This window comes from Pseudomonas sp. G.S.17, from assembly GCF_038096165.1.
Taxonomy (GTDB): domain Bacteria; phylum Pseudomonadota; class Gammaproteobacteria; order Pseudomonadales; family Pseudomonadaceae; genus Aquipseudomonas.
Map to the genome: position 1 here is coordinate 4,071,109 of NZ_CP151076.1, position 21,918 is coordinate 4,093,026.

The following is a 21,918-nucleotide window of genomic DNA, read 5'->3' on the forward strand; positions in this document are numbered from 1 at the left end:
TTCGCCCTGCGCATGCCATTTCAGAGGTGCCCTTCAAGGCGCAGACGGTACTCCCATCCGCCGGGCGTTTCAAGCATGCTCCGGCGGTCGCTTTGCGTCTTTACATCGCAAATCACCCAGAGTTATAAGAACAGGCAAATAAGCAACTAAAGTGAAGGACAAACCATGAGCCGAAATGATCGAGACTACGACGAAAAGCGCGATTACATCCGCATGCGCGTGGATGCCGATATCAGCTTGCTGTACGCCGGCCAGATCATTCCCGCCGTATGCATTGATTTGTCCAGCTCCGGCATGCAGGTCCAGGCGCCGCGCACCTTCAGGATCGGCGACAAGCTGAGCGTCCGAATCGATTCGGAGCACGCCGCCCTCAAAGGTCTTGAGGCGGAAACGGAAGTGGTCTGGCTGACAGATCTGGAAGACGGCGGACAGAAACTGGGGCTGACCATTGTGTCCATGAGCTGAGCCGCAGCGGAACGGGTTCACATTCCGCAATGAATAAAGGCGACCTGAGGTCGCCTTTATTCATTCAAGCCGGAGCGATCAGAAATCGTCCTTGACCTGACCGTCCTTGACCTTGAACTCGCGATTCTGCAGATACGCGTTGCGGATGAAGGTGTATTTGTCACCGGTGATCAGGCGCTCGGCCGACAGCAGGCTGGCGCGGGTGTCGACAACGTTCACAGCGCGTGCGCTGTTACGGGTCGGTACGTGATCGATGTAGTGATACGCCGACGTGTAGGTGTCCGGGTAAATCGCAACCGTGTCACGCACGGTGCTTGGGCCGAGCAATGGCAGCATTACAAACGGGCCGCTTCCTACGCCCCAGTAACCCAGCGTCTGACCGAAGTCTTCATCGCTGCGTTGCAGGCCCATTTTGGTCCCCACGTCGATAAAGCCCAGCAAGCCAAAGGTGGTGTTGAAAATCAGGCGGGCTGTGTCCACGCCAGCCTCGGCAGGTTTAGCCTGCAGAATGTTGTTGGCCAGGTTGCGTACATCACCAATGTTGTTGAAGAAGTTATGCACGCTGTCTTCGACAAACTGCGGTGTCACGTATTGATAACCCTGGGCGATTGGTTTCAAGGCATAGGTATCGATCGTGTCATTGAAACGGAAGATGGCGCGGTTGACGCCTTCCCATGGATCATCCTCGGCGGCCTGAGCGGCCATTGGAACCAGCGCTACACCGGCACAAAAACATAGCTGAGCCAGACGATCAAATAAGCCTGCACCGGTCAAGGGCATAGCTGACACTCCTAGTCAAAAGTAATCAAGCGGGTGCTACGCCCCCACGTCAAGGCGGGCAGTATAAAGCCATATCGGCAAAATAAGGCAGCATCACTGAAGCCAAGCCTGTCAGAGCAGGAAAACATTTTAAACGCCATCATCAGACGTTCATCGCGCTGTCACAAAAGGCCAGTAGCGTTTCTCGGTATTTCTGAGAGATCACCATGCTTGCGCCGGTCACTGCTCCCCTGCCCGCCTTTACCGCCGTATTGTTCGGCCTGAGTGGCTGCCTGGTGGATTTCGGCGCGCAAGCCTCGAAAAAGCTGGTCAACAGCGACCAGGGCCAGGCTACAGCGGGCGCGTTGCAGGTATTGCAAAGCCTGGGTAGACAAGGCGTCCCCTGCGCGTGGCTGGACGAATTACCGGAAGCAGTCAGCGAATCGCTGGCCCGGTCGCTGACCTCATTGATCGTGCCGGCGCCAAAGGCATCGACGCCTTGGCCTGCCCCGAACGCCTGCTGGCAGGCGCTCATGGCATTGGGCGTCAATCAGCTCGACGGCAGCGTGCTGGTCAGTGGCGAACCGAAACTGTTGCAGGCCGGCCTCAACGCCGGGTTATGGACGGTCGGCCTCGCGTCCTGCGGCTCGTTGTGCGGGTTGTCTCAGGCGCAGTGGCAAGCACTGAGCAATGCCGAGCGCGAATACCGTCGTGGTCAGGCCACCTTGCAGCTCTACGCATTGGGCGTGCATTCGGTGATCGATCATCTGGGGGAGTTTGAATCCTGTCTGGCCGACATTGCCCTGCGCCGCAGCAAGGGCGAAAAACCCTGAGCAGTGTCTCGGCGTTGATCAACATCATGCAGGCCGCGCCGTAGTGGATTAGTCTTACACCCATAGCGGACCTTTCGCCCGGCGACGAGGTCCATGGGACAGACTTATCAATGAAGGAGCACGTCATGCCTGCCCGCGAACTGCAAGAACAACTCAATACCCTGCGCGAGCAACTGGAGCAGAACCCGCCGCTGTCCGAGCAGGAGCGCGCCGACCTGCATCAACTGATGCAACAGATTGAATCGCAAATCGAACTGGAAAGCGCCACTCAGGATTCCAATCTTGCTGACGACGTCAATCTGGCGGTAGAGCGCTTCGAACTTGACCACCCAGGCATTGCCGGCACACTGCGCAACATCATCGTGACCCTGGGCAATATCGGGATTTGATCTGACTTACTCCCGCGGGAGCGAGCTTGCTCGCGAAGACAATCATTCAAACGCTGACAATCCCATTGAATGTATTGAAGCCTTCGCGAGCAAGCTCGCTCCCACAGACTGTTGCGATTTACTGCCGCGCCAACCGGCGATTTTCAAAGCTGAGTTTCTCAGTGCTGCGATACGGGTTGATGTCCAGCCCGCCACGGCGCACGTAGCGCGCGTACACAGTCAGTTTCTCTGGCTTGAGCAAGCGCTGCAGATCCAGAAAAATCCGTTCGACACATTGCTCGTGAAAATCCGAATGCTGCCTGAAGCTCACGATGTACGCCAACAGGCTCGCGTGATCCAGCGCCGCGCCGCGATATTCCACGGCGACGCTGCCCCAATCCGGCTGACTGGTCACCGGGCAATTGGATTTGAGCAAGTGACTGTGTACCGCCTCCGCCACCACGCGCGAATCATCGCAACGCAGTAATTCCGGTTGCGGGCGATCGTAGCTGTGAATCGTCACGTCCAGATCATCAATGCAAACGCCCGACAGCGCCGCGACGCCCTCTGCCTCGATGTCGGCCAGACTGCGAATCCGCACGCCCACTGGTTTGCCCGCTGCTGCGGACAAATCCTTCTCAAGGGTGGCAACCAGTTCGGCGCGCTCGGCGAACGGCGTCTGGTTCAGCGAGTTCAGGTACAGCTTGAAGGATTTGGATTCGATAATATTCGGCGAATCCGCCGGGATACTGAACTCGGCAATCGCCACCACCGGCTTGCCGGAAGGCAGCAGCCAGGACAATTCGAAGCAGTTCCAGAAATCGACACCTTGATACGGCAAGGTCTGCGCCGTCAGTCCCAACTCGGCCCATTTGGCAGCGCGAGGGATGGGGAACAGCAGCGACGGCGTGTAGGTGGCGATGTATTCACTGGACTTGCCCAGCGGCGAGTGTTCGGCTGCGGGATGCATGACGGTACCTGGATCACATGAAGCGGACGGAATAGACCGGCAGTTTATAGACTTTATGCCCGGTTTTCAGCGACTACTCGGTGATCGTCAGCTTGCCCACCATCCCGGCCTGGTAATGACCGGGGATATTGCAGGCAAATTCCAGGTTGCTGGCTTTGGCGAAGGTCCAGGTCAGCTCGGCGGTTTTGCCGGGTTCGACGAACACGCTATTGGGATCGTCATGTTTCATGGCCATTTTGCCGTCGCCCATCTCATGCGCCATGTCCTTATGGTTCATGCCGGTTGGTGTCAGCATCCCGCTTTCCTGCATCTTGAGCATTTCCTGCTGATGCCGCGCGTGCATCGCCGCATCGCCGAGATTGAACTCGTGGAGCAACTGGCCTTTGTTGACCAGCACGAAGCGCACGGTTTCACCGGCTTTGACCTGCACGGATTTGGGCTCGAAATACATATCGCCAAGGGTCAGTTCAACCGTGCGGGTCGCCTGAGTGGCAGGCGCTGCATGGCCAAAGTCAAAAGACGACGCTGGCGATGCGAGCAAGGGCTGACTCGCGGCCAGCAGTGCAACGACCAGCGTGAGGCGTGCGAGGGAACGCATAGGTGTCTCCAAATGAGCGACAATCGATCATCACACAGTACAAGCCGGGCACTGGCGGCGAGCTGACAACAAGATTACAAATTTGTCAGGTTGGTATCCGCCAACGCCAGCCGCGCTATAAAGCAGCCTTCGTTGAAGCTTATGAGTCACTCATGAAATTACTGATCGTCGAAGATCAACCGAAAACCGGCCATTACCTGCGTCAAGGCCTGAGCGAAGCCGGTTTCAGCACCGAACTGGTGGCTGACGGCAGCACGGGCCAGCATCTGGCGCTGACCGGCGACTACGCGCTGTTGATTCTCGACGTGATGCTGCCGGGCCGCAGCGGCTGGCAGATTCTGCAAGCCGTGCGCAGCGCCGGCCTGGAGACACCCGTGCTGTTCCTGACCGCCCGGGATGCCGTAGAGGATCGGGTCAAGGGCCTGGAACTGGGCGCCGACGACTATTTGATCAAGCCTTTCGCCTTCTCCGAATTGCTCGCCCGGGTCCGCACCCTGCTGCGCCGTGGCAGCAGCGCGGTCCAGGAAACCCATCTGCAACTCGCCGACCTGCGCCTGGACTTGCTGCGTCGCCGGGTCGAGCGCGACGCCAGACGCATCGACCTGACCGCCAAAGAGTTCGCCCTGCTCGAATTGCTCATGCGTCGTCAGGGCGAAGTGCTGCCCAAATCGCTGATTGCTTCCCAGGTCTGGGACATGAATTTCGACAGCGACACCAATGTGATCGAAGTCGCGATCCGCCGCCTGCGCCTGAAAATCGATGACGACTTCCCCAACAAACTCATTCATACCGTGCGTGGCATGGGCTATGTGCTTGAAGAGCGCCCATCGTGATTCGGCGAATCTCCCTGGCCAGCCGCCTGGCGTTGCTGTTCGCGGCCTGCACCGCAGTGGTGTCCCTGACCGCTGGCGTGCTGTTCAATCACGCCAGCGAAACCCATTTCATGGAACTGGACCAGCAATTGCTCGACAGCAGACTGCCGCAATTGCGCAATGTGTTGAACGGAGTATCGACCCGTGAAGGATTCATCACCCGGGAAGCGCAACTGCGCGCTGAACTGGGTCGTCAGCCGGACCTGGCCTTGCGGGTCAGCGCCGCTGACGGGGCGGTCTGGTTCGACAATTCAAACCTGAAGGTCGAGCAACTGGCTCACTCCGGACTGCACACGCTGAATGATTCGGATGCGGCCTATCGTATCTATAGCGCGCCGTTGCGGGAGCCAGCAGCGGATTCGCCACAGCTGACGTTGATGCTCGACATCACCCATCACCAGCACTTCCTGCAACGCATGCAGCGTTTGATCTGGCTGACCATCGGCCTGTCGGCGCTGGCCACTGCGCTGCTTGGCGCCTGGGCGGCGCGCAGTGGATTACGCCCGCTGCGCCAGATGAGCCAGATCGCCGCCAGCGTTTCGGCCAGTTCGCTCACCACTCGCCTGCCCCAAGAGCAAATGCCCAGCGAGCTGGCGGAACTGACCCTGGCCTTCAACGCCATGCTCGGTCGGCTGGATGATGCCTTTCAGCGCCTCTCGGCATTTTCTGCCGACATCGCCCATGAATTGCGCACGCCGTTATCCAATTTGCTGACCCACACCCAAGTGATCCTGACTCGCGAACGCCCACGGGAGGATTATCGCGAGGCGTTGCTGGGCAATCTGGAAGAAGTGCAAGGCATGGCGCAGATGGTCAATGACATGCTGTACCTCGCCAAGGCCGAGCATGGCTTGCTGACTCCTGTGCGCGAATGCTTGCAGCTGCATGAAGAAGCCAATGCGGTGCTGGAGTTCTTCGCGCCACTGGCCGAAGACGCGCAGGTCAGCATGAGTTGCGCAGGACAAGCCACCTTCATAGGCGACCGCACGATGCTGCGTCGGGTTTTTTCCAATCTGCTGGACAACGCCCTGCGCTTCACCCCGGCGCACGGCTACATAAAGGTCAGCCTGGGCAACGCGCAACGCGGGGTTGCGATCAGCATCGAAAACAGCGGCCCGACGATCGACCCCGAGATTCTGCCGCGCCTGTTCGACCGCTTCTATCGCGCCGACCCGGCCCGTCGGGAAAGCACTGAACATGCAGGATTGGGTCTGGCGATCACCCGCTCGATCATCCAGGCCCATGGCGGGACGATTCGCTGCGAGTCAGCTCAGGGTGTGACGCGGTTTGTGATTGAGTTGCCAATTTAATGAAACATGTCAAACCATTGCGTGCTGATTTATCCGGGAATACGTCGGTGCCGTCAGCGAGAGAGTCGGAGCCTGTCCCGGCCGCTTCGCGAATGAATTCGCTCCTACGCTTTCGAAATCAGCGCGGTCTGTAGGACCGGATTTATCCGGGAGGACGTCGGGGCAGACAGCGAGAGAGTCGGAGCCTGTCCCGGCCTCCTCGCGAATGAATTCGCTCCTACTCTTTCGAAATCGACGCGATCCTGTAGGACCGGATTCATCCGGGAGGGCGCCGGGGCAGACAACACATCGGCGGCGTCTGGCGGTTAACCCCAAACATGGATCTCCCGCATTCGCGCCTACAAATCCGCATCTGCAAATTGATGTGTCTAACCGCGCAGATCACTCATACCGCAACGCATGCGCCGGCTGGATCTGTGCCGCGCGCCAGGCCGGGTAGACCGTCGCCAGGAAGCTCAGAATGAAACCGGCGCTGCAGATCAGCAGCACGTCGCCGGTTTGCAGCTCCGAAGGCAGGCTGTTGATGAAGTACACGTCGGAACTGAAGATGTGCTGGCCGCTGACCCGCTCCAGCCAGCCCACCAGACTGCTGACGTTGATGGCAGCGATCACGCCGAGTACGCCGCCGATCAAGGTGCCGACGATACCGATCACCGTGCCCTGCACGACGAAGATCGACATGATCTGTCCCGGTGTGGCGCCAAGGGTGCGCAGGATTGCGATGTCCGCGCCCTTGTCGTTCACCACCATGATCAGCGTCGCAATAATGTTGAACGCGGCCACGGCGACGATCATCAGCAACAACAAACCGATCATGGTCTTTTCCATTTTCATGGCACTGAACAGGCTGCCCTGAGTGTGAGTCCAGTCATCGGCTCGATAATCAGCACCCAATCCGGCGACGATCTGGCTGGACACTTGCGGCGCCGCGTACAAATCTTTCAGCGCCAGACGCACGCCCTGTACCTGATCAGGCTGCCAGCGTTGCATCTGCGCGGCGTCAGCGACGTTGATCAACGCCATCGAGCCATCGAGTTCGGCACCGACCTTGAACACGCCGACCACGGTCAGGCGTTGCAGGCGCGGGGTGATGCCGCCCGGCGCGCTGCTGACTTCCGGCACGATCAGGGTCAACTTGTCGCCGACGTTGAGACGAAAACGCCGGGCGGTCAGCTCGCCGACGACCACACCGAATTCACCGGCTTTCAGATCTTCAAGTTTGCCCTGCACAATGTGCTGCGCAACGATCGAGACTTCGTGCTCCAGCGCAGGATCAACGCCACTGATTTGAATCGGTTGCATCGAGCCTTTATAGGAAAGCATGCCTTCCATTTCCGTAAACGGTACGGCGGCGGTCACTTCCGGGTTCTTCAAGGCGGCGGCAGCGACCGGCTTCCAGTCGTCCAGCGGCGTGACGCCAGCGATGACCGCGTGGGGCACCATGCCGAGAATCCGCGAGCTCATTTCGCGCTGGAAGCCATTCATCACCGACAGCACGACGATCATCGCCAGCACGCCCAGCGCCAGCCCGATCATCGAGGTCATGGAAATGAACGAGACAAATCGGTTGCGGCGCTTGGCACGGGTGTAGCGCGCGCCTATGAAAATCGATAACGGTCGGAACATTCGAATAACACCGTAGCAAAAAAATGCCGCAGAAAAAGTGACCCGGCGCGCTCAGCTGCGCCGGATTGCGCGATCAGGCGGCGACCAGGTGGCCATCTTCCAGACGCAACACGCGATCCATCTGCCGCGCCAGGCTCATGTCATGAGTCACCACCAGAAACGCGGTGCGCGACGAGGTGCTCAACTCCAGCATCAGATCCTGAATACCTTGGGCTGTGTGATGGTCGAGGTTGCCGGTCGGCTCATCAAGCATCACCAGACCCGGCTGATTGACCAGCGCACGAGCAATCGCCACGCGCTGACGCTCACCGCCAGACAATTCCGAAGGCTTGTGCTGCAAACGATGCCCCAGGCCAACGCGTTCCAGCAGCGCCGTGGCCTGTTGCCGGGCTTTCGGGATCGCGGTCTTGCCGATCAGCAGCGGCATGCAGACGTTTTCCAGCGCGGTGAACTCGGGCAACAGGTGATGAAACTGATAGACGAAACCCAGCGAGCGGTTACGCAACAGGCCACGGGCTTTTTCGCCCAGCGCCGATAGCTCTTCGCCGGCCAGCCAGACACTGCCGGTGGACGGTGTATCCAGCCCGCCGAGCATGTTCAGCAAGGTACTCTTGCCGGAACCCGAACTGCCGACAATGGCTACGCGCTCCCCCGGAAACAACTCAAGCTGCAGGTTGGCCAGAACTACTACTGATTCCGGACCTTCCTCGTAGGATTTGCCCAGGTTACGGCAACTCAAAACTGCTTTATCACTCATGCCCGACTCACTCATAACGTAACGCCTCCGCCGGCTGCGTGCGCGCTGCGCGCCAGGCCGGATACAAGGTGGCGAGAAAACTCAGGATCAATGCGGCGCCGCAGACCAGCAACACATCTTCGGCCAACAGCTGCGATGGCAGGTAGTCGATGAAGTACACGTCGGCATTGAGAAACTTGTGGCCGATCAGGCCTTCGAGGGCGGAAATCGCGGCACTGACGTTCAGCGCGGCAAAAATCCCCAGCACGGCGCCAATGAGCGTCCCGACCACGCCGATCACGGTGCCCTGCACCATGAAGATCGCCATGATCTGCCCTGGCGTGGAACCCAGGGTGCGCAGGATGGCGATGTCGCCTTTCTTGTCATTCACCACCATGACCAGCGTGGAAATGATGTTGAACGCGGCGACGGCGACGATCAGCAACAGAAGCAGGCCGATCATGGCTTTTTCCATACGGATCGCCTGATACAGATTGCCGTGGGTGCGCGTCCAGTCGCGGGCGTAATACTGATGCTCGCCGAGGGTTTGCGCGATCTCGTAAGCGGTGCGCGGTGCCTTGAACAGGTCGTCGAACTTGAGGCGCAGACCTTGCACCTGCTCGGGCTTCCAGCGATGCAGTTTGGCAATGTCATCCAGATTGGTCAGGCCCAGATAGCCGTCCAGTTCGCCAGCGCCAACATGGAAAATGCCGACTACCGTGAAGCGCTTCATGCGCGGGAACATGCCGGCCGGCGTCACCGTGATTTCCGGTGCTACGAAGGTCAGCTTGTCGCCCATCTTCACGCCCAGCTTGGTCGCGGCCTTGTCGCCAATGACGATGCCGAAGCTGCCGGGAACCAGATCGTCGAGCTTGCCCTGTTTCATGAAGTTGTCGACGATCGAAACTTTACGCTCCTGAACCGGGTCGATGGCATTGAGCAAGACTTTTTGCACGTTGCCATTACTGGTCAGCAGGCCCTGCATCTGGGTGAATGGCGCAACGGCCAGCACCTGCGGGTTGCGCTTGACCTTGTCGGCCAGGGCTTTCCAGTCGTTGATGGGCTCGGCGGACTCGATGGTCGCGTGCGGCACCATGCCCAGAACGCGGGTACGCATTTCGTGATCGAAACCGTTCATGACCGATAACACGACTATCATCACCACTACGCCAAGGGCGAGTCCGATCATGGAAGTCAGCGAAATAAAGGAGACGAAATGGTTACGGCGTTTTGCACGGGTATAACGCGTGCCGATGAATACAAAAAGAGGTCTGAACATTTAGGGACTTGTTCGGAGGAATGGGAACGTCCTTGTGGCGGGCCTTGGCGCGCAGCTCTACACTCGAAAACACTCTGAGCATTGCTGAGCAATCACTATGACAACCGCCGCTACCATGGGTTCGCCATGTCGACATTAGATGAAGAAGAACGCCGCGAATACTACCGTATCGAGGACAGCGTCGCACTGGAAATTAACCTGCTGGCCGGTGCCGATACGGCTGACCTGAAAGCCATGCGCGAGACCTCGGGCCTCTTTGAGCTGCTCAGCGAACTGCATATCAGTGAGTTCGAATCCCAGCATTTGCTGCGTCAGCTGGACGAGCGTGACCGGGTGTTGAGCAGCCTGCTCAAGTCGCTGAGCAAGCGCATCGATCTGCTCGGCCAGGTGGTCGCGCAAACAGCGCTGGCCAAGCTGGGCGCCCCGCAGCCAGTGATCATATCCGAAGGCGGCGTGCAATTTTCGTCGCCCCAGGCGTACGCACTCGATGCGCAACTGTCGATCAAAATGGTGCTGATGCCGCAGGCGTCGGCACTGATGCTGCACGCCAAAGTCACTCATTGCGATACGCTGGCAGGTGGCGAATTCGATGTCGGCACCGAGTTTATCGAGCTGCCGGATTCACAACGCCAGCTGCTTGCCCGATACATTTTGCAACGACAAGCCCAGCAGCGACGTCAAGCGCTTGAGCAGCAGGAGTTGCCGGACGCCTGATCGCTGAACATTCTGCCCATTTCCCAGATAGACCTGACTGCACTCGCAGCAAGAACGACGCCTTGAAGGCCACCAGGAGTAAACGTGACCCTTATTTATGGCCACCGCGGCGCCAAAGGCGAAGCACCGGAAAACACCCTGACCAGTTTCCAGGAATGCCTCAAGCACGGTGTGCGCCGTTGCGAACTGGATTTGCACTTGTCCCGTGACGGCGAGTTGATGGTCATTCACGATCCAACCCTTAAACGCACCACCGACCGACGCGGTAAGGTCAACGAACATGTGGCGGCGGATCTGGTGACTTACGACGCGCGCAAGGGCGGCCCGGGCTGGGTCAATCCTTGCCCGATTCCGACCCTCGAAGAACTGTTCGAGAAATGCGACTTTGAGCATTGGCAGCTGGAAGTCAAAAGCGCCTCGCGCACCCGTGCGGCCACGACAGTGCTGGCGATACGCGAACTTGCGCAGCGCCATGGCCTGCTGGACAAGATCACCATCACCTCGAGTTCACGGGAAGTATTGCGTGCGGCATTGGACCTGACACCGGATATCGCGCGCGGGCTGGTTGCCGAATATGCCTGGCTGGACCCCTTGAAGGTCGCGCAAAGCTATGGCTGCGAGATTCTCGCGTTGAACTGGACGCTGTGCACCCCGGAGCGGCTGAAGAAAGCCCAGAATCAGGGTTTGCATGTGTCGGTCTGGACAGTCAACGAACCCGCGCTGATGCGCAGGCTCGCCGACTTCGGCGTAGACAGCCTGATTACAGACTTTCCCGGTTTGGCCAGCGCCACGCTCGGGAATTACTGAAATCGGTCTCCCCGGCCGGCTCAGGCCACCGGCCGGAGTCGCTTAAAAAAGCCGGTTGAGGCCATCATAAGCAGCGACCCGATAGGCTTCGGCCATGGTCGGGTAGTTGAACGTGGTGTTGACGAAATACTTCATGGTGTTGGCTTCGCCGGGCTGGTTCATGATTGCCTGACCGATGTGGACGATCTCGGACGCCTGGTCGCCGAAGCAATGCACGCCCAGCACTTCCAGGGTTTCACGGTGAAACAGGATCTTCAGCATGCCGACCCGCTCGCCGGAAATCTGCGCCCGCGCCATGCCCTTGAAGAACGCCTTGCCCACTTCGTACGGCACCTTGGCCTGGGTCAGTTCGTGTTCGTTCTTGCCGATGGAGCTGATCTCCGGAATCGTGTAAATCCCGGTCGGCACGTCATTCACATAACGCCAGCTGCCGTTATCCACCATGCTGCCGGCCGCTGAACGACCCTGGTCATACGCAGCACTGGCCAGGCTCGGCCAGCCAATCACATCGCCTGCGCCATAGATGTTCTGCACGCTGGTGCGATAGTTGTCGTCGACTTCGATCTGGCCACGACCATTAGCCTTGATGCCAACGTTCTCCAGGCCCAGCTTGTCAGTATTGCCGGTACGGCCGTTGCACCAGAGCAAGGCATCGGCCTTGATCTTCTTGCCGGATTTGAGGTGCAGGATCACGCCGTTATCCAGACCTTCGACCTTTTCATACTCTTCGTTGTGGCGAACCATCACATTGTTGTTGCTGAAGTGATAACTCAACGCCTGGGCAATTTCCGAATCCAGGAAGCTCAGCAACTGGTCGCGGTTATCCACCAGCTCGACCATCACGCCCAGTCCGCTGAAGATCGAGGCGTATTCACAGCCGATGACACCGGCACCATAGATAATCAGTTTGCGCGGCGTGTGGCCCAGGCTGAGGATGGTGTCGCTGTCGTAGATACGCTTGTGAGAAAAATCGATATCGGCTGGACGATAAGGTCGCGAGCCTGTGGCGATGATGATCTGGTTGGCGACGAGTTTTTCCACGACGCCGTTGGGGCACACCACATCGATGCTGCGCTCGTCGGCGAAACTGCCAGTGCCGAAGAACACGTCGACGCGGTTGCGAGCGTAGTAGCCGGTGCGCGACGAGACTTGTTTGGCGATGACAATTTCAGCGTTTTTCAACACATCCGGAAACGAAAACCAGCGCGGCTCGCCAATGGCCCGGAACATCGGGTTGGTGTTGAAGTGGATGATCTGCTTGACCGAATGACGCAATGCCTTGGACGGGATGGTTCCCAGGTGAGTGCAATTGCCGCCGACCTGCCGACGGCTATCGACCATCGCAACCTTGCGTCCCGCCTTGGCGGCATTCATTGCCGCGCCTTCACCAGCAGGGCCGGAACCCAGTACCACTACGTCGTAGTTGTAGACAGCCATGCGTACTCCTTAGAACAGGCCGAGCTGCCACTCTGGCATCTCTGGCTAAATCACATCGCGGCCAGCGACATGAAGGATCGAAACTCGAGGCGCAGTCTAAACCTGCGCCGAGGCGGGGAACATTAACCCTTGGTCGCGTCGTTAGCCAATTTTGTCGGCACTGCATCACCTCCCGACAATTGATCAAAGGCGCGATTGCTGCGAATGATAAAGCCCTTGCCGTCACGAATCACAAAAAAAGCGGCGACATGGTGCTGTTCGGCGTAATCCCAACCGCGTTCCGGGCCGAGAATCAGCAGCAAGGTTGACAGCCCGTCAGCCATCAGTGCCGAAGGATGCATAACCGTGACCGACGCCAACGCCTGCTCGACCGGCGCCCCGGTCAACGCATCCAGGGTGTGTGAATAGCGATGACCGTCGCGCAGGAAATACTTGCGGTAGTCGCCGGACGTGGAAACCCCATAACCATCAAGGGCGATGACGCGCTGGGCAATCCGCTGATCATCCCGAGGCTGTTCCAGACCTATAAGCCAGGGCGAGCCGTCGGCCTTTTTGCCAACGGCCTTGAGCTCGCCGGTGGCCTCGACCAGATAATCCTTGATACCCAGGGCTTGAATTCGAGCGCTGATCCGGTCAACCGCATAGCCGGCGGCGATGCTGTTGAAGTCGACCTCCACCGCAGCATCCTTGCACAAGCGCTGGTCCTCGATGCGCAAGTGCTGATGACCGACGCGTCGCCGCGCCTGGGCCAATTGGTCAGCGTCCGGCACTTGCTCCGTTCGGGATTGCGGGCCGAAGCCCCATAGATTCAGCAAAGGCTCGACGGTCAGGTCGTAGCGCCCTTCGCTTGTCTGGGACAGCTGCTCGCCGAGGCGAACCAGTTGCAGAACCGGCTCCGGCATCGCCTGGCAACTGTCGGCGGGCAAGGCGTTGAAACGCTCGATGTCCGAATCGCTGCGCCAGGTGGACATTTGCCGGTCAACTTCGGCCAGTATCGCCTGGACTTCGGGCTGCACTGCCGCTACACCGGGCTGATCGGCCCGGCGTACATAGCTGACCGAATAACTGCTGCCCATGGTCGGCCCGCCAAAACTTTCCAGCCGGGAACCTTGCGCCCTCGGATCAGCGCCTGAATCACAGCCCGCCAGGCCAACTGATAAAAGCCCGAAGGCACAACCGCGCAGCAAATCCAGTTTCCGCAAGTTCAAAAGACCCTCCTGTTCAACGCAACCATGTGAGATCGAAAAAAGGCCAGGAGAGTGCCTTGCCCACACAAATGCGGACAAGGCCTGCCTGTGGATTCAGCGCGCCAGCACCAGAAACAATCGCTGCGCCACCTCCTTGCCGATTGTGCTGCGATAAATGTTGACCACTTCCCGGTTATCTTTTGCGGCACGCACCAGCGCCTTGTAGCCGAGCAGGCGCTGGTCTGGCAATTTCAGGTGGGCTGCGGTGAATGACTGGGCATCCGCATCTTCGGCAGCGTAGTGAAAATGTGCCCACCACAACAGCTGATGGTCCCGGTCACGCAAAGAGTACTCCTGAATAAAATCATCGCGCTTGCTTCCGGACATGTTCTTGCGGCCATCAACCCGGGCAATATTCACCTCATTTTGTCGGTGCAAATAGCTGACGCGTGCTGCGGTTGGCGGCTGCACCTTGATCATTGCGACGCGCAGATTCCTGCCTTCGCTGGTCAACCGGGCGGCGGCCGTACGCAAATCGCTCACCGTCTGGGTCAATTGCGACGAGATCGGCGCCGGTGTTCGAGCATCGCTGGCGCTTTGCATCATCTGTTCGGCAAGCGCGGTGAGTTTTTGCGCCTTGAAAACCAGGATGTCTTCGATGTCTTCAGGTTCGTACACGCGCGTGGATTGCTGACGAGCGGTGGCAATCGAGCCCTCGACGCTGTCCAGCAGGACCTGGGCCTGTTTCTTCAGTTCGCCCGGTGCTGGCAATACCGGTTTAGGCGTTGCCGGCACCTCGGCAGGTGGTACCGTCTCGATTTCCACCCAATCGCCGTCGGCATGCTGGTGCCACGAAGTGATTACTTCATTGGTCAGCGGATTGGTGACGTCAACCACCGGTTCGGGCGAATCGCTGCCGCCTTCGCGCAGCCGTCCGACAAAAGCGCGGTGGTCTCGAGTTCTGACAATCCGTTTGTCAGGCTGTGGTACACGAGGCACCTGCGCAATGACCACCGCTGCAGACTCCAGCTGGTCATGAATTAACGCGGTCAGGCGGGTTTCGGTCGACTCGCGCAGCAACGTGAAGTCGCGGAAGAACTGTTCAAAGTAATCGCCCTGCTCAACGGCCAGCCCCGCTGACTCCACATAGGCTGCTATATCCAAAGCTTTGTCGTACTCACGCAACGCACTCTCCAGGACCTCAATCTGTTCCTGCACAGAGTAGTCATTGGGTTTGTCCAGCTCAGCCTGGGATATGAATGCGCCGTGCAGATCCTTGTCTACACGCAGCGCTTTCAACATACTCAGTTCGTCCTCCTCGAGAATATCGGCCTTGCTGAAACACAGTTCCAGCAACGACATCATTCGCTGGGTCCTCCATTCCTGACTGGTAAAAAGTTTCGCCCTTTGAAGCTCTAGAACCTCGTTGCGCCAGCACTGCTCTCCGACCTTCGGCACCGCGCGCAACCGGGACCAAAGCGATTCACGCACTTGCGACCAGTGCAGCCCGCGCGCCTGATTGGCCAGCAACTTTTTGAACATATCGATATAGACGTCGACGTTGCCGGCCACTACAAAACTATTAGCCTGACTCAACTGCAACCCAATGGAATCCCTGATCACGTGGAGGTTTTCTTCCACCAGGATAAATTCCAGACACACCACATGACTGGCCAGCCGCTTGATTTCTGCGGCTTCGTCCCGTTCAGGCAGCCGGTCTCCCGGCCTGAGCTGCCGCGACAATTCGAGCCGCTGTTGCACAACGTCGACCAACTCCGTCAATTCGCTCTCACTTCGATCGAAAAATAACGGTCGAACCTCACCCTTCGCCGTCCGTAATTGTTCGTAATATCCGGCAACTCTCCCAAACAGCGCCGTCTTGCGGCTATCCAGCAAGGCTACCTGCTCGTCGATACGAGCCACATTCGCGGCATTTTCCTCAGCCAGCTTACGCAGGGTCTTTTTCGGACCGCCACCGCGCAACCGCAAGCCGAGGTCAAAACGCCAGTGCTCTGCGTCCCGCACCAGATGCGGCCCCCTGAATGACGGATCATTGGCACGCACCACCACGACACCTTCCTCATCGACAACGACACGGAACAGGTCGGTGCCGACCCAGACCAGCCATTCATCCTTGTAGGCATACAGCCCGGAATGAGGCCCATGGGTCAATTTTTCCCCCAGATGCGGATGCGGCCAGTATTTGAACCGCTCCAACTGCCTGTTTTGCCGCTCGGTGAGTCGATTGACCGGTCGTGACCAGGAGAAGTCCAGAAGGGTCTGCGCATCGGCCAGCAGTGCACTCGTATGAGGTGATGCCTGACGAACGACCACCGGTGCAGCTTGCGCGGGCTCCGCCAACAAGTGGGTCGGCGCCGGCAAACGCCAACGTGCCGCACTGCGCAGGGCAAGACCGTGATGAAGCAATAGTAATGAAATGTTCATCAGCAAATCGGCAAGCACCGCCGAGCGAACTCGGGCATCCACGGTGGCAGGTGTGGCGAGCAACTGGTTGACACTTGCCAGCAATTGACCGAGCCACAATGCGTTGGCAACTGTGCCGCCAATCAGCGGCAACAGGGTGTTGAGCAGCAACCAGCCGCCTTCCTTGAGCATCATCCAGCGGTTTTCCGAATTGGAAATCGCGTTGCGATCCGCCAGGGCGATCAACGTTTGAGCATTGGCATTGAACAGCGTGCTCAAGATATCTTCGCTGACCCAATCGATAGCTAACGCCGCAGGCCGAGGGCGCTCCAGCGAGGCGAACTCGGAGCCAAGGCCAAAACGGACAATGTGCGGCTCGACGAAACCGCCATTGGCGTAGATCGGGCGCGCAGTGTCGCTGAGCCAGATCAGGACGCTGTTCTGCAAGGCACCGGGTTGCGCGATGCCCGCCAGCAAGGCCGACCAGTCGGGGAATTCGGTCAACGGCGTACGCGCCAAAGGCCGATAGAGCACGTGCGGAGCGGAACGGATGTCGGCAGGCCCGATCACAAACATATTGGCGACGACGTCGGCGCTCCGCCCGGGAGCGCTGACGAACGCCAGTGGACGCATGACAACGCGCTGAGCGCCCACTTTGCGCTGGGCCGCACGCGGTCGCATGATGGCGTCGACCGTTTGCCAGGCAGCCTGACTCAACTGCCCCTTCATTTTCAGTTCCAGCGCCAGCAGCGGCAGTTGCACACGCAGCTGATCGGCAAACAGCCGCTCCCGTCGTTGCGCTTGCGCGGTGTCGGTGACCAGACAGCGCTTGAGCAAATCCGGATAAACCTGGCCAATGTCGGCGCGGATTACCAGTTGCCGCAGATAGCCAGCGGTCATCCAGCCCGGCAAATCACCTGAATCGGTGCGCCCCAGCGAGATGTTTCCGGCGGGCAAGCCGGCCAGATTCTCCAGGGCAAACTCGGCGAGCGTCATGTAAACCGGTTCGACACTGCCCACCGCAAACGGCTGACCACCTCCCGGAACAGCTTCGGCGATGACCTTATCGATCCTCACCCGAACATGTCCGACGGGAAAACCCATGGAATCCGGGTGGTCCTTGCGGATTTCTTCAGTCAATGCCGTAGTTGCAAACTCAAGAATCGGCGGCAGATCATCATTGAAAAACCTGCCATCTGCCTGACGCTGGACCACCGCCAGTTCGGTCAGCAGATGGCCGTATGCAGCCCGGTCGACCTGCGATGCACCGATGAGCCAATGCGGCAAGTGATCAAGGCTTACCGGCGAAGGGCTGACCTGTTCTTCCTCGGCCTGAAACCAGCTGCTGACGTCAGTAACCGCTGAGAGTGCCTGTTCCAGGTAGTCGAGCGGGTAAAAATGCTCGTCCTTGATTTGCTCGATATCAGCCAGTTGGCTTTCGAGACGCGCCTGGGTCAGCACCTCGAAAATATCGTCTTCAGGCTCGTATGCCGTCCACTCAACTTCGCGCACCTGGCTATCAGCTGCGAGCAGGCGCGCCAGACTCTGCTCCCACGCATGCAGTGAGGGCCAGAACTCGCAGCGTCCTGATATCCCACACATCAGCACTCGCTCACCACTGAAAACCACCAGTGCGGGCAGCACCCTCACCGCCGTTTGCGTCCCGGCTTTGAGTTGAACAATACACACCCGAGGCACCGGCGCTCGTACCAGCGTCAGTTGCCGGTCGAGCTTGAACGGAAAGCGAATGATGTCGTGCAGCAACTGCCGGGCGTCGGCATCCGCCGGGCGCGGGGGCGTTGCATTCAACCCGTCGGTTATTTGCTGCCAGACCCGTTCAGCCAGCCAGGCCCAGCGATTGCGGCAACCAGCGCCGTCGACCGCGCAGCTGTGCCAGTAATCCACCAGGGCCTGCTTGAAATAATCGAACAAGCCTAAAGCGATCCGGTCGACCAGTGCTCCGACCTGGTTGATATCCACCGGTAGCGGCGTAGCGTCTTCCGACCTGGACAACAGCGTGGTTTGCTCCGGCCACCACTTGACCGTCGATTGCTCGGCGAAATGGTCCAGCAGGCAGTCGGTAAGGGTTTTTGCCGCATGTGCGAGCGTTGCGACCTCCGGGTCGATGGTCAGCGTCGGATACAGCTCGCGCAACCCGTCCCGCAAGGCGGCGCTGGCCACGCTGCGCAGGGTCGGCCGGTGAGCAAATTGTTCTGCAACATCTAAGGCAATAGTCATGTGATTCCAGCTTGCTTGTGAATGAGGACGATCAAGGCTTGGGGCCATGGGCGTATTTCACAGCAGCTAAAACCATCGGTGAGTGCTGCAAGCGCTAAACAAATACCGCATCCCGCAAAGCCCAAACCGTGCCTCGAGATTGCGCGATGAAAGGCAGATGGTTGTCATTGCAGATCAATACACATATTGTTACAAATATGCTTCGCGTGCAGGCAGGAGCCTTGACCGGTGCAAACAGGACATAAATACAACGGATCCCCTAGATAAAAAGCCTAAGCGAGTAATTCCAATGGCCTCCAATACAGGCAAAGGCAAGGCGATTTTTCGCGTTGTCAGCGGCAACTTTCTTGAAATGTTCGACTTCATGGTCTACGGCTTCTACGCCACGGCCATCGCCAAGACCTTCTTCCCGACCGACAGTGCGTTCGCCTCCCTGATGCTATCGCTGGCGACCTTTGGTGCCGGTTTCCTCATGCGCCCGCTGGGGGCAATTTTTCTCGGTGCCTATATTGACCGTCACGGCCGTAAAAAAGGTCTGGTCGTCACCTTGGCATTGATGGCCATGGGCACCGTGCTGATTGCCTGCGTGCCCGGTTACGCAACGCTTGGCGTCGCAGCCCCGCTGCTGGTCCTGCTGGGTCGTTTGCTGCAGGGCTTTTCCGCTGGCGTCGAGCTGGGTGGCGTTTCGGTGTATCTGGCGGAAATCTCCACGCCGGGTCGCAAGGGCTTTTTCGTCAGCTGGCAGTCCGCCAGCCAACAGGCTGCGGTGGTGTTTGCCGGTCTGCTGGGCGTTGGTCTGAATCACTGGCTCAGCCCGGAGCAAATGGGTGAATGGGGCTGGCGCGTGCCGTTCCTGATCGGCTGCCTGATCGTGCCGGTGATTTTCGTGATCCGTCGCTCGATGGAAGAAACCCCGGAATTCCAGGCCCGTACTCATCGCCCGACCTTGGGCGAAGTGGTGCGCTCCATCGGCCAGAACTTCGGGCTGGTGCTTGGCGGTATGGCGCTGGTGATCATGACCACGGTTTCGTTCTACCTGATCACGGCCTACACGCCGACGTTCGGCAAAAACGAGCTGCACCTGTCCGACCTCGACAGCTTGATCGTGACTGTGTGTGTCGGGATCTCGAACTTCATCTGGCTGCCGGTGATGGGCGCGTTTTCGGATCGTATCGGCCGCAAGCCGCTGCTGGTCGGCGCAACCGTTCTCGCAATTGCCACGGCCTACCCCGCCCTGTCGTGGCTGGTCGCGCATCCGAGCTTCGGCAATCTGTTGATGGTCGAGTTGTGGTTGTCGTTCCTTTACGGTTCATACAACGGCGCGATGGTCGTGGCGCTGACCGAAATCATGCCGGTCGCCGTGCGCACTACGGGCTTCTCCCTGGCCTATAGCCTGGCGACAGCAACCTTCGGCGGCTTTACCCCAGCGGCCTGCACGTACCTGATTCATGTGCTGGACAACAAGGCAGCACCGGGCATCTGGCTGACCGGCGCGGCGATTCTGGGTCTGGTGGCGACGCTTGTGCTGTTCCGCAAGGGTGGTCAGAAGCTTGAAGCGCCGGTGGGCGCGGTGGCGGGATAATCTGACGCTGGTTTTTACGTTAGAGCCCCTATCTGTGTGGGAGCGAGCTTGCTCGCGAAGGATTTTTCAGACGCTGCAAATGTAGCGTCTGAACCGGCGCCTTCCCGGATAAATCCGGTCCCACGGGTTACGCTCTACAGGTTTGTCAAAGTCAAAAAAACGCCCCGACCGGAAACCCGGTCGGGGCGTTTTTTGTAGGACCGGCTTTAGCCGGGAGAGCTGCCTCGCGGCTAACGCCTCTCCTGTGTCTTACTTAGGAAACGCTGGTGGGTTGACGCCCGCCATGTCTTCCATCACACGAACCACCTGGCAGCTGTAACCGAATTCGTTGTCATACCAGACGTACAGGACAACCCGGTTATCGTTGGCGATGGTCGCTTCAGCATCGACAACACCGGCGTGACGCGAGCCAACGAAGTCGGTGGACACCACTTCCTGCGAATTGACGAAATCGATCTGCTTGTGCAGATCCGAGTGCAATGCCATGTAGCGCAGGTACTCGTTGATTTCTTCGCGGGTCGTCGACTTCTCAAGGTTGAGGTTGAGAATCGCCATGGAAACGTTCGGCGTTGGAACACGAATCGCGTTGCCGGTCAGTTTGCCAGCCAGTTCCGGCAGCGCCTTGGCGGCAGCGGTGGCAGCACCGGTTTCGGTGATGACCATGTTCAGCGCGGCACTACGACCACGGCGATCGCCTTTGTGGAAGTTATCGATCAGGTTCTGGTCGTTGGTGTACGAGTGAACCGTTTCGACGTGACCGTTGACGATGCCAAACTTGTCGTTCACGGCTTTAAGCACCGGCACGATGGCGTTTGTGGTGCAGGAAGCGGCGGAAACAATCTTGTCATCGGCAGTGATTTCGCCATGGTTGATGCCATGCACGATGTTCTTCAGCTTGCCTTTACCCGGCGCGGTCAGAACCACACGGTCGATGCCAGGGCAGGAAAGATGCTGTCCCAGGCCTTCGGCATCGCGCCATACGCCGGTGTTGTCTACCAGCAACGCGTTTTGAATGCCGTACTGGGTGTAATCCACCTCAGTCGGGTTCTTGGCGTAGATAACCTGAATCAGGTTGCCGTTGGCGGTGATGGTGTTGTTGGCTTCGTCGATGGTAATGGTGCCATCGAACGGGCCATGCACCGAGTCACGACGCAACAGGCTGGCGCGCTTGACCAGATCGTTGTCGGCGCCTTTACGGACGACAATTGCACGCAGACGCAAGCCGTCGCCGCCACCGGTTTTCTCGATCAGGATCCGCGCCAGCAGGCGACCGATCCGACCAAAACCGTACAGCACGACGTCGGTGCCTTTGCGGCTGTTGGAGTTTTGCTGACCTACCACATCGGCCAACTCTTCACGCACGAACTGCTCGGCGGTTCGGCCGTTGCCTTCGGTTTTGAACTTCACGGCCAGCTTGCCCAGGTCCACCGAAGCGGCACCCAGTTTAAGCTCGCTCATCGCCTTGATGAGCGGGAAAGTCTCGTGTACGGACAACTCACTCGCATCGGACTGGCGATGACGGGCAAAGCGGTGGGCTTTGAGTATCGCGATCACTGAACGGTTGATCAGGCTGCGGCCATAGATCGAGCTCACCACATTATTATTGCGGTAGAGCTGACCGATTAGCGGGATCATCGCTTCGGCTAGGGCTTCACGATCAATCCATTCACCAAGACACTGGTCGGGCTTCTGAGTCACGGGAACCTTCCACAT

Annotated in this window: 18 protein-coding genes; 8 read left to right on the plus strand and 10 right to left on the minus strand. The window is 58.8% G+C overall.

What is annotated here, in order from left to right:
* Positions 1-165 precede the first annotated feature (165 nt).
* Positions 166-465: a PilZ domain-containing protein gene (locus AABC73_RS19170; protein WP_331151372.1), complete on the plus strand. Its 300-nt coding sequence runs from the start codon at positions 166-168 to the stop codon at positions 463-465.
* 78 nt (positions 466-543) lie between these two features.
* On the opposite strand, the gene AABC73_RS19175 is transcribed toward AABC73_RS19170, so the two are convergent.
* Positions 544-1,245, minus strand: coding sequence for a VacJ family lipoprotein (locus AABC73_RS19175; RefSeq protein ID WP_341520507.1), 702 nt, complete (start codon positions 1,243-1,245; stop codon positions 544-546).
* Between the two features lie 206 nt (positions 1,246-1,451).
* On the opposite strand from AABC73_RS19175, the gene AABC73_RS19180 reads away from it, so the two are divergent.
* Both AABC73_RS19180 and AABC73_RS19185 read left to right on the plus strand, forming a co-directional pair.
* On the plus strand, positions 1,452-2,057 hold the full coding sequence (locus tag AABC73_RS19180) for an HAD family phosphatase (RefSeq protein WP_341520508.1): 606 nt from the start codon (positions 1,452-1,454) through the stop codon (positions 2,055-2,057).
* A gap of 125 nt (positions 2,058-2,182) precedes the next feature.
* On the plus strand, positions 2,183-2,446 hold the full coding sequence (locus tag AABC73_RS19185) for a DUF4404 family protein (RefSeq protein ID WP_341520509.1): 264 nt from the start codon (positions 2,183-2,185) through the stop codon (positions 2,444-2,446).
* Between the two features lie 118 nt (positions 2,447-2,564).
* Here AABC73_RS19185 and queF read toward each other — a convergent pair whose 3' ends face one another.
* Both queF and AABC73_RS19195 read right to left on the minus strand, forming a co-directional pair.
* Positions 2,565-3,395: an NADPH-dependent 7-cyano-7-deazaguanine reductase QueF gene (gene queF, locus AABC73_RS19190; protein WP_341520510.1), complete on the minus strand. Its 831-nt coding sequence runs from the start codon at positions 3,393-3,395 to the stop codon at positions 2,565-2,567.
* A 73-nt stretch (positions 3,396-3,468) separates the two neighbouring features.
* Positions 3,469-3,993: a cupredoxin family protein gene (locus tag AABC73_RS19195; protein ID WP_341520511.1), complete on the minus strand. Its 525-nt coding sequence runs from the start codon at positions 3,991-3,993 to the stop codon at positions 3,469-3,471.
* Between the two features lie 152 nt (positions 3,994-4,145).
* On the opposite strand from AABC73_RS19195, the gene AABC73_RS19200 reads away from it, so the two are divergent.
* Positions 4,146-4,826, plus strand: a complete 681-nt coding sequence (locus AABC73_RS19200) for a heavy metal response regulator transcription factor (RefSeq protein ID WP_341520512.1) — start codon at positions 4,146-4,148, stop codon at positions 4,824-4,826.
* The gene (locus tag AABC73_RS19205) at positions 4,823-6,175 is read left to right on the plus strand and encodes a heavy metal sensor histidine kinase (protein ID WP_341520513.1); all 1,353 of its coding nucleotides are present in this window, start codon (positions 4,823-4,825) and stop codon (positions 6,173-6,175) included. The genes AABC73_RS19200 and AABC73_RS19205 overlap by 4 nt, the downstream gene beginning before the upstream one ends.
* Positions 6,176-6,556: 381 nt before the next feature.
* Here the strand turns inward: AABC73_RS19205 and AABC73_RS19210 are convergent, their stop codons facing one another.
* The 3 genes from AABC73_RS19210 to AABC73_RS19220 all read right to left on the minus strand — a co-directional run bounded on the left by AABC73_RS19210 (position 6,557) and on the right by AABC73_RS19220 (position 9,816).
* Complete coding sequence (locus tag AABC73_RS19210; protein ID WP_341520514.1) at positions 6,557-7,801, minus strand: lipoprotein-releasing ABC transporter permease subunit; 1,245 nt, start codon at positions 7,799-7,801, stop codon at positions 6,557-6,559.
* 73 nt (positions 7,802-7,874) lie between these two features.
* On the minus strand, positions 7,875-8,558 hold the full coding sequence (gene lolD, locus AABC73_RS19215; protein ID WP_341520515.1) for a lipoprotein-releasing ABC transporter ATP-binding protein LolD: 684 nt from the start codon (positions 8,556-8,558) through the stop codon (positions 7,875-7,877).
* 7 nt (positions 8,559-8,565) lie between these two features.
* Positions 8,566-9,816 (minus strand): lipoprotein-releasing ABC transporter permease subunit, encoded by a 1,251-nt coding sequence (locus tag AABC73_RS19220; protein WP_341520516.1) that lies wholly within the window; start codon positions 9,814-9,816, stop codon positions 8,566-8,568.
* 126 nt (positions 9,817-9,942) lie between these two features.
* On the opposite strand from AABC73_RS19220, the gene AABC73_RS19225 reads away from it, so the two are divergent.
* Positions 9,943-10,530: a PilZ domain-containing protein gene (locus tag AABC73_RS19225; protein WP_341520517.1), complete on the plus strand. Its 588-nt coding sequence runs from the start codon at positions 9,943-9,945 to the stop codon at positions 10,528-10,530.
* A gap of 84 nt (positions 10,531-10,614) precedes the next feature.
* Complete coding sequence (locus tag AABC73_RS19230) at positions 10,615-11,337, plus strand: glycerophosphodiester phosphodiesterase family protein (protein WP_020294115.1); 723 nt, start codon at positions 10,615-10,617, stop codon at positions 11,335-11,337.
* 42 nt (positions 11,338-11,379) lie between these two features.
* Here the strand turns inward: AABC73_RS19230 and sthA are convergent, their stop codons facing one another.
* The 3 genes from sthA to AABC73_RS19245 form a co-directional block, all read right to left on the minus strand.
* A complete protein-coding gene (gene sthA, locus AABC73_RS19235) occupies positions 11,380-12,774 on the minus strand; it encodes a Si-specific NAD(P)(+) transhydrogenase (RefSeq protein WP_341520518.1) in 1,395 nt (464 codons plus the stop codon).
* Between the two features lie 122 nt (positions 12,775-12,896).
* Positions 12,897-13,850: an FAD:protein FMN transferase gene (locus AABC73_RS19240; RefSeq protein ID WP_341524283.1), complete on the minus strand. Its 954-nt coding sequence runs from the start codon at positions 13,848-13,850 to the stop codon at positions 12,897-12,899.
* Positions 13,851-14,075: 225 nt separating this feature from the next.
* Positions 14,076-18,623 carry a DUF6543 domain-containing protein gene (locus AABC73_RS19245; protein ID WP_341520519.1) on the minus strand — a complete coding sequence of 1,516 codons (4,548 nt, stop codon included), beginning with the start codon at positions 18,621-18,623 and terminating at the stop codon, positions 14,076-14,078.
* Between the two features lie 289 nt (positions 18,624-18,912).
* Here AABC73_RS19245 and AABC73_RS19250 point away from each other — a divergent pair, with 289 nt between their 5' ends.
* Complete coding sequence (locus tag AABC73_RS19250) at positions 18,913-20,205, plus strand: MFS transporter (RefSeq protein WP_341520520.1); 1,293 nt, start codon at positions 18,913-18,915, stop codon at positions 20,203-20,205.
* Positions 20,206-20,454: 249 nt separating this feature from the next.
* Here AABC73_RS19250 and AABC73_RS19255 read toward each other — a convergent pair whose 3' ends face one another.
* Positions 20,455-21,918 carry a glyceraldehyde-3-phosphate dehydrogenase gene (locus AABC73_RS19255; protein WP_047576334.1) on the minus strand — a complete coding sequence of 488 codons (1,464 nt, stop codon included), beginning with the start codon at positions 21,916-21,918 and terminating at the stop codon, positions 20,455-20,457.